Annotated in this window: 14 protein-coding genes; 8 read left to right on the top strand and 6 right to left on the bottom strand. The window is 60.0% G+C overall.

Annotated elements, in window-relative coordinates; all coding sequences use genetic code 11:
* Nucleotides 1-211 precede the first annotated feature (211 nt).
* The 4 genes from H7688_RS18195 to H7688_RS18210 form a co-directional block, all read right to left on the bottom strand.
* Nucleotides 212-646 carry a hypothetical protein gene (locus tag H7688_RS18195; RefSeq protein WP_246329876.1) on the bottom strand — a complete coding sequence of 145 codons (435 nt, stop codon included), beginning with the start codon at nucleotides 644-646 and terminating at the stop codon, nucleotides 212-214.
* Between the two features lie 143 nt (nucleotides 647-789).
* Nucleotides 790-1098 (bottom strand): type II toxin-antitoxin system RelE/ParE family toxin, encoded by a 309-nt coding sequence (locus H7688_RS18200; RefSeq protein ID WP_183362638.1) that lies wholly within the window; start codon nucleotides 1096-1098, stop codon nucleotides 790-792.
* Nucleotides 1095-1313 carry an addiction module protein gene (locus H7688_RS18205; RefSeq protein ID WP_183362639.1) on the bottom strand — a complete coding sequence of 73 codons (219 nt, stop codon included), beginning with the start codon at nucleotides 1311-1313 and terminating at the stop codon, nucleotides 1095-1097. Before H7688_RS18205 ends, H7688_RS18200 begins: the two co-directional genes overlap by 4 nt.
* A 221-nt stretch (nucleotides 1314-1534) precedes the next feature.
* Nucleotides 1535-1966 carry a hypothetical protein gene (locus H7688_RS18210; RefSeq protein WP_246329877.1) on the bottom strand — a complete coding sequence of 144 codons (432 nt, stop codon included), beginning with the start codon at nucleotides 1964-1966 and terminating at the stop codon, nucleotides 1535-1537.
* A gap of 335 nt (nucleotides 1967-2301) precedes the next feature.
* Between H7688_RS18210 and H7688_RS18215 the strand changes: the two genes are divergently transcribed.
* From H7688_RS18215 to H7688_RS18235, 5 genes are all read left to right on the top strand, one after another.
* Entirely contained in the window at nucleotides 2302-2745 is a 444-nt protein-coding gene (locus H7688_RS18215; RefSeq protein ID WP_183362640.1) for an SRPBCC family protein, read from the top strand.
* A 231-nt stretch (nucleotides 2746-2976) separates the two neighbouring features.
* A complete protein-coding gene (locus H7688_RS18220) occupies nucleotides 2977-5955 on the top strand; it encodes a spermine/spermidine synthase domain-containing protein (RefSeq protein WP_183362641.1) in 2979 nt (992 codons plus the stop codon).
* A gap of 82 nt (nucleotides 5956-6037) precedes the next feature.
* On the top strand, nucleotides 6038-7231 hold the full coding sequence (locus H7688_RS18225; RefSeq protein ID WP_183362642.1) for an MFS transporter: 1194 nt from the start codon (nucleotides 6038-6040) through the stop codon (nucleotides 7229-7231).
* A 314-nt stretch (nucleotides 7232-7545) separates the two neighbouring features.
* Nucleotides 7546-10125 (top strand): hybrid sensor histidine kinase/response regulator, encoded by a 2580-nt coding sequence (locus tag H7688_RS18230; protein WP_183362643.1) that lies wholly within the window; start codon nucleotides 7546-7548, stop codon nucleotides 10123-10125.
* A gap of 157 nt (nucleotides 10126-10282) precedes the next feature.
* Entirely contained in the window at nucleotides 10283-10921 is a 639-nt protein-coding gene (locus tag H7688_RS18235; RefSeq protein ID WP_183362644.1) for an NADPH-dependent F420 reductase, read from the top strand.
* Between the two features lie 109 nt (nucleotides 10922-11030).
* On the opposite strand, the gene H7688_RS18240 is transcribed toward H7688_RS18235, so the two are convergent.
* Nucleotides 11031-11507, bottom strand: coding sequence for an FKBP-type peptidyl-prolyl cis-trans isomerase (locus tag H7688_RS18240; protein WP_183362645.1), 477 nt, complete (start codon nucleotides 11505-11507; stop codon nucleotides 11031-11033).
* A gap of 404 nt (nucleotides 11508-11911) precedes the next feature.
* On the opposite strand from H7688_RS18240, the gene H7688_RS18245 reads away from it, so the two are divergent.
* The 3 genes from H7688_RS18245 to H7688_RS18255 all read left to right on the top strand — a co-directional run bounded on the left by H7688_RS18245 (nucleotide 11912) and on the right by H7688_RS18255 (nucleotide 14546).
* A complete protein-coding gene (locus tag H7688_RS18245) occupies nucleotides 11912-12337 on the top strand; it encodes a hypothetical protein (RefSeq protein ID WP_183362646.1) in 426 nt (141 codons plus the stop codon).
* Nucleotides 12338-12704: 367 nt separating this feature from the next.
* On the top strand, nucleotides 12705-14126 hold the full coding sequence (locus H7688_RS18250) for an ATP-binding protein (protein ID WP_183362647.1): 1422 nt from the start codon (nucleotides 12705-12707) through the stop codon (nucleotides 14124-14126).
* A gap of 81 nt (nucleotides 14127-14207) precedes the next feature.
* Nucleotides 14208-14546 (top strand): HIT domain-containing protein, encoded by a 339-nt coding sequence (locus tag H7688_RS18255; RefSeq protein WP_183362648.1) that lies wholly within the window; start codon nucleotides 14208-14210, stop codon nucleotides 14544-14546.
* 176 nt (nucleotides 14547-14722) lie between these two features.
* Here the strand turns inward: H7688_RS18255 and H7688_RS18260 are convergent, their stop codons facing one another.
* Nucleotides 14723-15247: a DUF4082 domain-containing protein gene (locus H7688_RS18260; RefSeq protein ID WP_183362649.1), complete on the bottom strand. Its 525-nt coding sequence runs from the start codon at nucleotides 15245-15247 to the stop codon at nucleotides 14723-14725.
* Nucleotides 15248-15490: the final 243 nt, after the last annotated feature.

Below are 15490 nucleotides of genomic sequence, written 5' to 3' on the forward strand. Positions count from 1 at the left end.
GGCTATAAGGTGCGGGTGATAGGCTATCAGGTGCGGGTGATAGGCTATCAGGTGCGGGTGATAGGCTATTGGTCAAAGAAAAACAATTCTCTGAGGTGGGGAGTCGGTCTAGTGGGCGGGATTTGAGAGAAAGGTAGAGGGGTTGCCTGATCTGGTAACCCCTCTTCTGTTGGCGGTGGGCGTATGTCGACCTGGATAAAAGGTGACAGGTTCAAATACCGGCGCCAAGGTCAAGGCTCTCGGTTATGTGGTGGGCAGGCTCGGAAGCTGGGACCTTGGTGCTGGTGCGCCCTTTGAGCTCTTTTGCCAGTGTGAAGCCTGAGGCAATGAGAATCTCCGGATTGCGCACCGCTGCCGCCTCCAGGTAGGCCGCGATCTCGTCGAGAAGGAGCGTTACCTGGGCCTGGAGCAGGTCGCGCTCTGCGATCGACAGCGTACTGCGGAGCAGGGCTTCGTGGTAGAGAACGTCGTACTTTGCCGACGCTGCGAGATATCTTGGAAGTAGCGTCGTGTTCATCGCCCAGACCCACTCCGGAATCCTCTCGGTGTCGACCAGCGCGCTGGCAACTCGCTGGTTGAAGTCGTGGAATCTGCCCGGCATCATGCTCCTGTAGTTCCGGAGCAGCCGGGGAGCCTGCCTTGCCACGGTGCACCTCCTGCCGTGCTGCATGCTGCTTGAAAAGATTGGCGCGTGCCAATGTTTCATCCGAGCATATCGGGTCACCGCAGTAAAGCAAGTGACCAGGCGAGCTGGGTGCAGGGCAGCTGAATGTGGCCCGGCCCGACAACTCACTCCGGCGCGTTTATCCGTTTTACCCATTGTTTTGGACTGCGCCTTGCGTGAAGGATGGCCAGTACGATTATACGGGTATCATCGGCAGCAAAGAAAATCTGGTAGGGGAATCGGCGAACTAGTGCTCTGCGGAGGGTCTTGTAAATGACGGGGAACTGCTGGTGGTTTTCCTGCACTGCCATAAATGCGGCATCGACTGCCGCTAGAAACAGGGTGCCATATCCATGGCATTGAAGCTCATACCAATCGAAAGCTTCGGCGAGATCCGATTCAGCCTCGATCCAGATCACGAGCTCGCGCGTCATTTCCGATTAAGGATGGTGTCGCGCACGTCCTTCCAACTGCGGCCGCTGGAAGGATCCAGTTGGAGGGAGTCGAGCCGTCTGTCCAGCTCCTGCTTTTGCGCATCGGAAAGCTGGAGAGTGCCCGGCTCGTCGGCCATGCTTTCCCAGATGACTTCCAAAAGGTGCAATCGGTCCTCGATGCTCAGGTTTAAAATGTCTTCCTTGGCGATTCCCATAACATTGCCTCCCGACTCCAAGATATGGTAGCAAAAGCCGGCCCGCTTTCCAACCTCGATCAGGAATCAGGTCAGGATGAGAATAAATGTTGCGCTGAGATCTGCAGCGGTGGTCAAGTGCAGCGGTCTAGGGGGAGGAGATGGGGAGGCTCCCGAAGGAGCCTCCTTTCTTGCCGGTGGGGAGAGACTGGCGTCCGGTGCGAACCGGGACGGGGAGGAAGTCAGCTGCCGCTTTGGCCTTCGCCGTCTGCTGCGTGAGCCGCGTGCGCGGCGGCTGCGGCGGATTTGATCCGGGGATGGCCCCTGCGCTCCTTGGCGAGGTCGAAGCCGGAGACGATGAGGATGTTGGGGTCGTACACTGCGGCAAGTTCCAGGATGGCCGCAATCTCGTCGAGGAAAATGACGAGCTGCGCCTGGAGGGCGTCGCGCTGCGCTATGTCGACTTTACTCCCCAACTGCGCCTGGTGGTAGAAGGTGTCGTGCCTTGCCGAGGTGGCGAGGTAGTTCGTGATCAGGCCCGGGTTGCTGGCCCAGACCCTTTCGGCGATCTTGCTCTTGTCCCCAAGGTTGGCAGCAATCCGCTGGTTGGAGCGATGGAAGTTGGACGGCGCCATGATTCGGTAGTTCCGTAGTACCCTCTGGCCATACGACACGCTGCACCTCCTTTCCTTCCGAGCTCGAAAGGGTGAACCTGGGTTCACTGGTAAAATTAAGGCAAGTTAATTCTTGCGTTTCCTTGAGAATACCGGGGAACGCGGGCAATGCAAGTACCTGGCGCGGTTTTTCCCGTTAGTAGTACCGGTGGGCTCTAGGTCCCGAATCGGGTGACCAAGGTGCTCGGAACGAGCGGGCGAAGTCGCGAGCTCGCATCTCCGTTCTACTACAGGCCTCTTCTTTCATTGCCTATCACGGCACTTGCCAATGCTGATATAATGAGTTGTGGAGCACCTCTGGTATCGCTATGTTACCTAGAACAGGAGGGAAAATCATGTCCACGAATACCGTGAAATTGCACCGGGTGTTGCGGGCCAAGCCCGAGAAGGTGTACCGGGCCTTTCTGGATGCCGATGCCATGGCCAAATGGCTTCCGCCGCACGGGTTCACCGGGAAGGTGCATCACCTGGACGCCCGGGTCGGTGGCAGCTATCGTATGTCGTTCACCAACTTCAGCAGCGGACAGGGCCACACCTTCGGCGGCAGCTACCTTGAACTGGTCCCCAACGAACTTATTCGACACACCGACCGCTTCGACGACCCCAACCTTCCGGGGGAGATGGTGGTGACCATTACCTTCCGCAAGGTCTCCTGCGGCACCGAGCTGAACATCGTCCAGGAGGGGATACCCGAGGCGATCCCGCTGGAAGGGTGCTACCTCGGCTGGCAGGAGTCGCTCACGCTCCTGGCACAACTGGTCGAGGCGGACATCCCCTAGCAGGCACGAGGAGGAGAAGCCTAAGGGGCTGGCCTACAAGTGTGAGAGGCCTTCTCCCTGAAGAAAGCCTGCCACTACCCCGGCAGCTTTTTTGTACCCGAGTTCGCCCGAGCCGGGCCTGGCCCTCGGTTTCCCTTGACTTCTTTAGTTGTAAATACCTCATAAATCCAGTAAGCTCCCGCCAATTCAGTAACATTCCGCAACGTAGATTGTAGGTGATCCGGAGGTTGGATGTCGTCCACTAACAGGAATCTGTACTTCTCCCTTTTTGTCCTCTCTGGGTTCTCCGGTTTAATCTACGAGTCGATCTGGACGCATTACCTGAAACTATTTCTTGGCCACGCCGCCTATGCGCAGACACTCGTCCTGGCTATTTTCATGGGAGGGATGACCATAGGTTCCTGGCTTTGCAGCAAGTACTCGGTACGCTGGAAGAACCTCTTGGCCGCCTATGCAGTTGCCGAATGCCTCATCGGTGTGTGCGCCCTGATCTTTCATGTTGCCTTCACCAGGACCATCGAGTTCTCCTATACCAATATCCTCCCGACTCTCGGCAACCCTCTGACGATCAGCATGTACAAGTGGGGCATCTCGGCCCTGATGATTTTGCCCCAATCAATACTGCTCGGGATGACCTTCCCGCTGATGAGTTCAGGATTGCTTCGGCTCTACCCAACCAGCCCGGGGAAGTCTTTGGGGATGCTGTACTTCTCTAACAGCATCGGGGCTGCGTTCGGTGTCCTGGCCAGTGGTTTCCTCCTGATCCGTCTCACGGGGCTCCCCGGGACTGTCGGTATCGCGGGGGTTTTCAACCTCGCCATCGGCTTGAGCGTGTGGAGCCTCAACAGAAACGCGAGTCTGCCCCAGCCTGAGGTGCTCGACCAGGAGATCGACAGCCACCCCTCGGCACCCCCTCTTCGGTACCGGGTCTTTCTGGCCGTTTCCCTGTTGACCGGTACCGCCTCTTTCATTTACGAGATCGGCTGGATCCGGATGCTTTCCCTGGTTCTGGGAACGTCGACCCACGCCTTCGAACTGATGTTGAGCGCCTTCATCGTAGGGCTCGCCTTGGGGGGGCTGTGGATCCAGCGCCGGATCGACCGCATTGCGAACCCGGTGCGTTACCTCGCCCTGGTGCAGCTCGTCATGGGGATGCTCGCCCTGTCGACCCTTTGGTTCTACGGCGGTACCTTCAAAATTGTGCAGTGGGTGGTGCAAACCCTGCCCAAAACCGACACCGGCTACATGCTCTACAATCTTTCCAACATCGGCATCGCCATGGCTATCATGCTGCCTACCACCTTCTGCGCCGGCATGACCCTGCCTCTGATCACCTATGCCTGCCTTACGGAAAAGGCGGGAGAAAAGAGCATCGGCGCGGTCTACGCCGCCAATACCCTGGGGGCTATCGTGGGGGTATTCGCGGCTGTTCACCTGGGAATGCCGCTTCTGGGCCTGAAAGGGCTCATGGTCTCCGGTGCCAGCATCGATCTCTTCCTGGGCGTGGCGCTGGTGCTGTTTGTGACTCGAGAAACCAGGAGTTTCAAGCCGCTTTATGCCGCAGCGGCGCTGGGGGCAACCGGCATCCTGGCGACCCTCCTTTTCGTAAAGATGGATCTCTACAAGATGGGGTCAGGGGTGTACCGGCTTGGTAACCTGGATACGCCGGACAGGTACCGGGTGCTCTTCCACAAGGATGGCAAGACCGCCACTGTAAGCAGTTTCATGAGTGCCGACGGCATGCTCTCCATTCGCACGAACGGAAAGCCGGATGCCGCCGTGAGGATGATTCCCGGGCAGGCGCCGGTCAGCGACGAATACACCATGGTCCTGCTCGGTGCCCTGCCGATGACCTTTCACCCGAACGCCAAAACCGCGGCAGCCATCGGTCTCGGCTCGGGGATGACCTCACATACGTTGCTTTGCAACCCGGCCCTGGAGCATGTCGATACCATCGAAATTGAAAGGGCGATGATAGAGGGAGCCAGTTACTTCAGGCCGAGGGTTGAACTGGTTTTTTCCGACCCGCGCAGCCAGATCCACAATGACGACGCGAAGACCTTCTTCTCCAAATTCAACAAGAGTTACGACCTGGTGGTATCCGAGCCCTCCAACCCTTGGGTGAGCGGAGTGGCCGGACTGTTTTCCGAGGAGTTTTACCGCCTGGTCTCCCAGCACCTCAATGAGCAGGGTGTATTCGTGCAGTGGGTCCAGTTGTACGAGATCAATACCGACCTGGTCGCCTCCATTCTCAAAGCGGCTTCTGCAGTTTTCTCCGATTATGCCGTGTATGCAGCCAATGACATCGACATGATGATCATCGCGAGAAAGAGTGGCTCCCTGCCCGAACCGGACTATTCTGTCCTGCAGACGCCGCGTCTGGCGGCCGACTTGCAACGGCTCAACGTGCGCAGCATGCAGGATCTGGAAATAAGAAAAGTCGGTACCAAGAAGTTTCTCGACAAGTTCCTTAGGTCCTACCCCATTCGGGCCAATTCCGACTACTATCCGGTGCTCGACCAGAGTGCGGCGCGCACCCGGTTCCTGGGGGCCAGTGCGGAGGCTATCACCAGTTTCTCGAACTTCCCGGTGCCGGCGCTGGAGATGCTCCACGGACAAAGGGCGGCGAGGAGCCGTACCGAAATTGCTCCCGTACCGAACTTCGAGAAATCGCGGCAGGCGTTCATAGCCACCGCGTTACGGGACTACCTCGTCTCCGGCAATTTGGTCGCGTCACTACCTGAGGATCTGCGCGGCAAGGTGCAGGCTTTGAAGGCAGGCTGTACAGGCAATGCGATTCTGGCTGAGGATGAACGGCTCGGCATAACCTTCAATCTTGGTATAGCCATGAGCCCCTACTTGACCCCTGCAGAGCTGGAGCCCCTCTGGCTGGCAACGATGTCGGGAAAGTGTGCCTCCCAGACGACACCAATGGCGAATCAGTGGCTCGGGGTGTTGCAGGCAGTCGGCAACCGCAATGCGGGCGAGATGCTTGCCGGCGCCCGTGCGCTGCTCGCGGGCAGCGGAGGTCTCACACCTGCCGCCCGGCATTTTCTCCTCGTCACCGCCATGCTCGGGGCAGAGGCGCGCGGGGAGCACGTCGAAGCCAACCGGCTCTGGCTTCAGTACGGACAGCAGGTTGGTGCTAATCTGGAAGATGACCTGCTGCTGAGGCTTCTCGTGGCGGAGAGTTCGGCAAGGCAACCCTGACAGGGATAGAGGGGCTGCTGGGGAAGAGCTGGACGATTTCGCCCTTGACGGAAGGGGCGTAAAGCGTGACGCTGGTAACATCATGGACACACCTACCCTGAAGCGTATCCCCCGGGGCATCTGGGCCCTTGGCCTGGTCAGCATGTTCATGGACATCTCCTCGGAGATGATCCACAGCCTGCTCCCCCTGTTCCTGGTCGGCCCCTTGGGCGCCAGCACGTTCCTGGTCGGCGTGCTCGAAGGTCTGGCCGAATCCACCGCCCTCGTGGTCAAGGTTTTCTCCGGCACCCTCAGCGATTACCTTGAGAAGCGCAAGATCCTGGCCGTCTTCGGCTATGCGCTGAGCGCGCTGACCAAGCCGCTCTTTGCCGTCGCCCCGAGCGTGGGCCTGGTTTTCACCGCCCGCATGCTGGACCGGGTGGGAAAAGGGGTGCGGGGCGCTCCTCGCGATGCACTGGTGGCCGATCTCGCTCCACCCGAGATTCGCGGTGCCGCCTTTGGGCTGCGCCAGGCCCTCGACACGGTCGGAGCACTCCTGGGGCCGCTCTTGGCGGTCGGCCTGATGCTCCTTTGGGCAGACAACTTCCGCGCCGTGTTCTGGGTCGCGCTCATTCCGGGGTTGCTCGCCGTTTTGCTGCTGCTCTTCGGCGTGGAAGAATCGCCGCAGAAGGAAGGCGCCCGCCGCACGAACCCCATTCGAAGAGAAAACCTGGCCCGCCTGACCGGTGCCTACTGGTGGGTGGTCGGCATCGGTGCCGTCTTCACCCTGGCGCGTTTCAGCGAGGCATTCCTGGTGCTGCGCGCCAAAGAGGGAGGGGTTCCGATTGCCTTCGTCCCTTTGGTCATGGTCGGCATGAACCTGGTCTACTCGGGGGCCGCCTATCCCTTCGGCAAACTCTCCGACCGCATCAGCCACCTGACGCTGCTGTCGCTCGGCTTGCTGGTCCTGATCGCAGCCGATCTCGTCTTGGCGGCAGGCGGCCACTGGAGTTCTATCGCGGTGGGGGTCTCGTTGTGGGGGCTTCACATGGGGATGACCCAGGGGTTGCTGGCTGCCATGGTTGCCCACGCCGCCCCTGAAGACCTGCGCGGCACGGCCTTCGGCTTTTTCAACCTGGTGAGCGGAATCGCCATGTTGATTGCCAGTGCCGTCGCTGGAATGCTCTGGGACCGCTTCGGTGCACCTTTCACCTTCTACGCCGGGGCGGGCTTCGCTGCGCTGACCCTTACTGCTCTGCTCCTCAAGAAGTCACTGGGAACACGAGTGGGGGGATAACACCCAGCTACAGTTCGAAAGAAACCAGGGGAGCGCCCTTTCGGTTAATAACGATGAAGAGGGCCAGTCATGATGACTGGCCCTCTTCATTTTGCGGGAGGTTCCTTGGCCGCCAACCTTCCTGTCGATGACAGGTGCCCCTCGGGGGATTAGCGATAGACAAAGAAGAAACACTGTGTCAGATTAAACCGCACCTGCGCTGTGGCCGCACTCCCACTGGGGTCTGCCGCCAGCGGACTACACTTTCGCTTCAGGCGTGCCGATAGGTATCGGTAACGGTTCAAAACCTACGGTCTGCGGCAAGAGGAACGCCAATGGGTGGCTTTTCCCTGACAACGGCAATGGTGATCGCCTGCCTGATGTCCCTGATGATCTTCGGGTTTCTGGTCGCGCTTTCGCGCGGTCAGCGTTCGGGACAGTTCTCGACCTCGTACCGCCTTTTGGGGATCGCCTACCTCTTTAACGGGCTCAGACTGATCTGCCAACTCCTCTCAGTGGCGTCCCTGCCCGGGCTTACCATCGCGGGGGATTTCTGCTACCTGGCATTTATCACCACGTTCTGGTTCGGGATGCGCTTATACGTGCGCCCCGAGCCCGCTAACCGGCGCCTCGTCCTGGTCCCGGCCCTCCTCTTCGCCTGGATCCTCTTCTCGCGTCTCACCGGCGTCCCCATCCCCTGGCTGTTCGTCCCGCAACACGCGGTGGGAACGGGCATCTTCCTGCTCTCCGGCTACCATGTCTGGCGCCTGCACCGGGAGAGGACCAACTACGATCTGCTGGTGCTCGCCCTCATGATGTGGACCCAGGGGATCAGCACGGCAACCTACCCCTTCACCCGGCACACCTGGTACGCCCCCTACGGCTTCGCGCTCTTCGCGCTGTTGGCCTCTGCCATCGGCATGGGGCTCATGGTCGCGGCGCTGCGCGAGGAACAGCGGGAGCTCGAGACGGAGATAGCCGCGCGCAGGGAGGCCGAGAAGACCCGCGAGGAGTCCCTGGCCTTCATCGAAACCCTGCTCGCCGAGTCACCGACCGGCATCGTCGTCTTCGAAGGCACCACCGGGGAGTGCGTGCACGCCAACTCAAGAATTGCCGAAATGATCGGAGGCCCGGTCGAATCGGTCCGCGGACAGAACTTCAGGTCGATCGAGTCGTGGCAGCGAGGGGCGGTAACGGCCGTCGCGGAACAGACCCTCAGGGACGGAATCACCCGGTCCGCGGAGCTCAACCAGGAAACCAGCTTCGGGAAAAGCGTCTTCCTGGAGTGCTACCTCTCCCGCTTCACGGTCGACGGGATTTCCTACCTCCTGGTGGTGGCCTCCGACATATCGGAGCGTAAGCGTTCGGAGGCGCTGCTGCGCGAGAGCGAGGACCGGCTCCGCAGCATCCTGAAGACCGCCATCGACGGCTTCTGGATACTGGACCCGCAGGGGAGGGTCCTCGAAGTGAACGACTCTTACTGCCGCATGAGCGGCTACGCCAAGGAGGAACTGCTGGGAGAGCAGATCGGCCTGGTGGAGGATGTCGAACTCGCCGAGGAGACGACGGCACATATCCGGCGCCTGAAGGACCTGGGGAAGGAACGCTTCGAGACGCGGCACCGTCGCAAGGACGGGAGCAGCTTCGAGGTCGAGGTCAGCGTCCAGTACCTCCCCTCCGGGATGTTCGTGGCTTTCATCCGGGACCTTTCCCAGCGCAAGACCGACGAGGCGGAACGCCGCCGCCTGGAGGAGCAACTGCAACAGTCCCTCAAGATGGAGTCGGTGGGGCGCCTGGCGGGGGGAGTGGCGCACGACTTCAACAACATGCTCTCGGTGATCATCGGGCACGCCAACCTGGCGCTGATGCGGCTCGAGAAGGGGGACGGCCAAAAACTTCGCTCGGACCTCGATCAGATCGGCAAGGCAGCGGAACGCTCGGCAGGGCTCACCCGTCAGCTTCTCGCCTTTGCCCGCAAGCAGACCATCGCACCAAAATCGCTCGACATGAACCTGGCGGTCAAGGGGATGCTCGGGATGCTGCGGCGTATCATCGGCGAAAATATCGAGCTTAGCTGGAACCCCGCTGCGGGGCTCTGGCCGGTGAAGATGGATCCCAGCCAGCTGGACCAGGTGCTCGCCAACCTCTGTGTGAACGCGCGGGATGCCATACGTGACGTCGGCAGGATCGTGATAGAAGTGGCGAACCGCAGCTTCGACGGCAACTACCGGGCGACGCACCTCGAGGTACTGGGGACCGACTACGTCCTCCTGACCGTGCGCGACGACGGTTGCGGCATGGACCCGGAGACGCTCCCGCACATCTTCGAACCGTTCTTCACCACCAAGGCCCTGGGGGAGGGGACCGGGCTCGGCCTGGCCACCGTGTACGGGATCGTGAAGCAAAACGACGGCTTTATCGACGTGGCGAGCGAGCCGGGAGTGGGGACCACCTTCAGTATCTACCTCCCGCGGCACCTGGAGGCCGGAGAGTCCCTGGCGCTTCCGGAGCGGGAGCGGGTTGCCGAGGGGGGAGACGAGACCATCCTCCTCGTGGAGGACGAGCCGGCCATCCTGGACATGGCTACCCAGATCCTGGCCGGTCAGGGGTACCGTGTCCTGACGGCGCAGGCACCGGGCGAGGCGATCGCACTCATGCTGGAGCACCGGGGGGTGGTCGACCTGCTGGTGACCGACGTGGTGATGCCGGAGATGAACGGGCGCGACCTTGCCCAGAGCCTGAAGAAATTGAACCCCGAGCTGCGCTGTCTCTTCATTTCCGGGTACACGGCCGACATCATCGCGCCGCACGGGCTGCTGGAGCCCGGTGTCTGCTTCCTGGAAAAGCCGTTCAACCTGGGCGACCTGGCCGCGAAGGTCCGCGAGGTCCTCGACGGCGTCGTTATCTCAAGTTGATGTGGTGTTCGAAGGGGGCACAGCTCAACCATCGACTCTAGACTGGCAGCTTGGTTTCCGCTTCCCGATCACGGCTTCCTTTTCTCGTCGTAGGAGTTGTATTACGATAAGGGGAGACGCAGCTACCGTAACCGGAGCAGTCGTGGAGGAGAAGCAGATGAAGGTAACGAGAATCGGCATCGTCGGATCTGGTCATATCGGAGGCAATCTCGGCATCTTGCTCGGCAAGGCGGGGTACGAGATCTTCTTCAGCTCGAGACACCCGGAGGCGCTGCAGGGCCTGGTCCAGGAGGCCGGACCTGCCGCTCGTGTGGGGACGGCGGAGGAGGCCATCGCCTTTGGCGACGTGGTGATCCTCTCCATTCCGCTCAAGAGCTACCGGGAATTGGACAGGGAGGTAAAACAGGCCCTGAAAGGGAAGGTCGTCATCGACACCTCGAACCCTTACCCGGAGCGGGACGGGGTGATGGCAGTCGAAGCGCGGCAGGATGCCGGCGGCATGGGGACCGTGGTCTCGCGCCTACTGCCGGAAGCGCGGATCGTGAGGGCGTTCAACTCGGTCTACTTCGAGGATCTTAAAAAGGGGATCAACCAGAAGGGCGAGCGTATCGGCATACCGATCGCGGGGGACGACGGGGAAGCCGTGGACGTCGCCGTGGAACTGGCCCGGAGAGCGGGGCTCGATCCTGTCGTGGTGGGAGGGCTCAGGCAGTCGAAACTCTTCGACGTCGGCACCTCCGTCTACGCCACCAGTGCCTCGGCGCGTGAGATAAAAGAGCGCCTCGGGATCGAGTGAGAACGGAAACAGCCAGCGAGAGAAACAAAGCGAGGGCCGGTCAGCAATGACCGGCCCTCGCGCATTTCAGGTGCCTGCTTTCGTTGTCAATAGTCCATCGACAAGTGCCTCAGTGCGTGTGTCTCTCCCTCACCTGGGCGAGTTCCTCCCCGGTGGCGTCCCGGACGGCGACGACGGTGCACTCGAAGACCAGCGCCATTCCCGCCAGGGGATGATTGGCGTCGAGGACCGCCTTGCCGTCGGCGATGTCCGTTACCGTCGCATAGGCGGGCGGTGCGTCGCTGTCGTCGGGCACCGTTCCTTCCAGCTGCATGCCGACCTCCAGGGGCTGCGGGAGCTGCTCAACGGGAACCATGTCGACCAGTTCAGGGTCGTATTCGCCGAAGGCATCCGCGGGCTGCAGCTTTACCGTCACCGAGCAACCGACGCTCTGCCCCTCGAGGGCCGCCTCCACCGGAGCGAAGATGCCGCCGTAGCCGCCATGCAGGTACTGAAGTTGCTCGTCGTCCGCCTTGAGCAGGTTGCCGTCGCTGTCGGCGACGGTGTAGCTGAGAGTGACGACTTTATCGTTGGTGATTGTGCTCATGGTCCGTCCTTGAAAGAGTGATAGGCGGCCGGTCGTTACTTCTCTCCGGCGCGCAAGAAGGGACATCATAGCATAAAAAGGCGCAAACACTAGGAGTCAGGTTTTTACCTGCCACCGGCGTCTCCCGGAGATACCGTAGGGGTGCGCCCTCTCTGCAGATCTGTGAGTACTGCTTCTCGTAGTCTGACGTATCGGTCAGGCATTTTTAATTTACTTTCTAAATGATATCTCCTATAGTCCCACTGTCTCTGCCACTGGAAGGTAATCTCATAGTTAGATTTGATACGTTTACTAGCTGTGACGAAGGACTCTAGCTACACGATGCTGAAGATCCTGATGTTCGATTACTAGCACAACCGTCGAGAAGATGCTGCTGAATACTATTTTAATGGAGGGATGTATCTATGAAACGTGTGTTGTATCTTCTTGTCGCTTGCGCACTAGCCTTACAGGGCTGCTCGATCTACAAGGCAGCCACTGCGCCGGCACCGATTGCCCTGGAAAACGTGAAAAACGGTTCCAGCAGGATCGCCATCGTGGGAACTCTCGGGGTTCCGAAAATGACGGAGACCAAAGACAACGCCAAGACCGATGTTTATGAGTTCGTGAACGGCAGTCACGAAGGGACCAAGGCGAGGATCGTCATCTACATTGCGGGCGATCTCTTCACGATCGGCCTGACTGAGCTGGTGTTCTGGCCGATGGAGCTTGGCCTCGGACAGGGCACCCCCGGGCGTGCGGTCGTGACCTATGGCATGGACGATATCGCGAAGTCGGTCCTGCTTACCAAGGCGGACGGCTCGCCCTGGGAAGCCACGCAGACCCCTTAAGCGACCTCGGTTCCCTTTCGGCAAGCGAGCAACCTCACCTGCACTTCAGCCGTGGCGTGCGCGGATCCCGGTCAACCGTTCGTTATCGGGAGAGGCGCCACCACGGCTTTTCGGTCACAGTTTTCTCCTGCTGGTAGCGCCACCTCTGCGTGAATCAAGCCGGGCGTCTTGGGACTGATTTCCGCTCCCTTCCTTTGTAGCAGCAAGGGCTACTGGAACAACCGAAAGTCTGCTACGTATCAATGCCGGCTTCTGATGGATCACAGAGACATTACCCTGGAACCTTGGTATCCTAAGAGCGGAACGGACCCTCTCAGCTCCAATAGAGGTGTCGTCTGAACAGTAGGAGATCGGTTCCGGGGGTGGGATGGGTGCAGCGGAGATCAAACTGAAGGGGGGATGGAAGCTTCTTGTCGCCGTGGGGACAGTTGCGCTTGCCGCCCTGGTGCAGGCCCAATGGCTGGATGTCGTCGGCCACCGCTTCCCGTTCCTGCTGTTCTTTCCGGCCGTAACCGTGACCGCGCTGTATGCCGGTACCTCGGCAGGGCTTCTCGCGATCGTCCTTTCTGCGTTTTTCGCCTCCTACCGCCTGGCCCCCTATGGCCACCTCTTCTTGATCCAGGATGCCTCGGACCGGCTCGGCCTGCTCATTTTCGTCGTCAGTGGCGTAGCCATCTGTCTTGTCGTGAAAGCCCTCCATCGCCTGCAGGCACGCGCCTCCGAAGCCGAACTCCAGGCGAAGATTGCCGAGGCACGCAGGGCGGATGCCGCGCGCTTGCTGGAAAGCGAGGCACGCTACCGGATCCTGTTCGAGAACAACATGGACGCGGTCTTTCTAACGATACCGGACGGCAGGGTCATAGCGGCAAATCCGGCGGCTTGCACCATGTTCGGCTGGACCGAAGAAGAGCTCTGCCGCATCGGACGGGCGGGGGTCATGGATCTGAAGGATCCCCGCCTGCCGGAGGCGCTGGCGCAGCGGGCTCTGCAGGGGAGGTACCAGTGCGAGCTGACCTGCGTGCGTCGCGACGGCACGAAGTTCGACGCGGAGGTGGGCTCCGTCATCCTCAACGAAGAGAACCAGTCGTTCGTGATCATCCGCGACATCACGCAGCGAAAACTGGCCGAGCAGACCCAGAGAAAGTATGCCCAGCGCCTCATCATGCAGGAGGAGGACCTGCGCAAATCCATTGCCATGGATCTGCATGACCAGGTTGGCCAGCTGCTGGTGGCTCTCGGGTTCAATCTGCGTCACCTGGGGCAGCGGGTGCCTGAGGGGGCTGCTGCCGATGTCCCGCAGATCCTGGAAGATTCCAGGCTGCTGCTCAAGGACGTCAACACGAGCATCCGTGACCTGATGGCTGAACTACGCCCGCATCAGCTGGATACCCTTGGCCTGGTGGAGGCTATCCGTTCCTATGGAATGCACTACCAGAGGAGGACCGGGATAAAGGTGGAGATCATCGCGGTTGAGGACTTCCCGCGCTTGAGCAGCAGCGTCGAGACCGCCCTGTTCCGGATCGTCCAGGAGGCGCTCAACAATATCTCCAAGTACTCCGGTGCCTCGAAGGTCGCGGTGGTGCTGCACGATGCCGGCGCGATACGCCTCACCATCAGCGACGACGGCAAGGGTTTCGAACCGCAGCAGGAGGTGCCCCATCCCACAGGCTCGGGATGGGGGCTCACCATCATGCGCGAGCGTACCGAACTGCTGGGAGGCCAGTTCTCCCTGGAAACCGCTCCAGGAAAGGGGACGACCATCCGGGTGACCATCAGAGACAGGGATTAGCTATCGGAAGCTACTTATCGTACGACTCACTTACGCTGCGGCGCCCTAGCGCTGGTACCACAAAAAGGAGAACCCCTACCGATGTCCTCGTGTGATTTCTACTGTGACAAGATCCTGACCCGGACCATCGAGGTGCCGGTCTGTTACGAGAACGACCAGGTTTTTGCCTTCCACCACACCAATCCTATCTGGGAACACCACATCGTCCTGTTGCCCAAAAAGCATCTCGAATCGCTGATCTCCCTGGAGGAAGCCGACAACGAACTGCTGCTCGAACTGATGCGCGCGGCAAAGACCATCGCGGGTGACCTGATGGCCCGCTTCGGTGCGGCCCGGGTCTACACGAACCTGGGCGAGTACCAGTCCTCGAAACACCTGCACTGGCACATCGGGGCGGGGAAACAACTGCGACCGTACTGAGCCAGGGACTGGACTTGGGTATCGCCCTGATCACATGAGATTCAAGTCGTATTTCACACGCGTCCTTCTGGGTAGCATTGCAAAAAACGCCGTAACCCTCATTGCTCGGGGGTTACGGCGTTTCCGTTTGCTAATAGCTATACCATACGATCCTGCGGGGCCACTCTGGCACTAACTCATGATTTGCGAAGCTTTCTGCCAAAGAAGCCAACGTCAAATGCAATATTTGGCATGCTTAACGCCGACCCTTCGGTATACCACGCCGATTCCACGGTGAAGGGAGCATTGACGGAGGCAAAACTAGCGAAAGGATCGGAGTCCGCATAGAAAGCGGCCAGCATGTAGTCCGTATCACTCAACAATGTATAAGGAGTAGCAAGATCCACCCACCGGTAACCGTTCGCATCTTTGGGGCTCACCGTCCCTGCTGGCACGGTAGCGCTTGCTAGCAGATTGCCATTCATGTCAAAGAGACCGATCGGGCGACCGCTTGTTAGCCCGTTCCCGTAATAATCGGCCACGCCAAGCCCGGTAACCATAAACGCCTGGCTGGAACGGAACTCGTAACCTACGGTCCCCCCCCCACCTGGGAAGTACCAGCCCCCTGCACTAGGAGTCCCGGCCAAGGTACTTGCATCTGCCAGTCCTGCCATCCCCGCTAACCAGAAAACCAAAGCAGCGAAAATCCTCAAGGCTTTCATTTCCCACCTCCGTGAAAGAGATTCCTGCACCCAGGTAACCGTCAGCAGAATTGCACGCCAGAGTGGGTCGTTGAGTCATTTCAACAACATCCAAAATCGAACCTGTTGTGCCGACTGCTTCACGTGTAAAAACGCCGATATGGTTGGAAAGAAATGTAAGGGTTTCCGACATGGTTTCGGTGAGCTGATGATTCAAGATCTCGAAAAACGCGGCGCAAGGCAGACGGAGTCGGCAGGGGAGCG

It is taken from the genome of Geomonas limicola (assembly GCF_014193675.1).
GTDB lineage: Bacteria > Desulfobacterota > Desulfuromonadia > Geobacterales > Geobacteraceae > Geomonas > Geomonas limicola.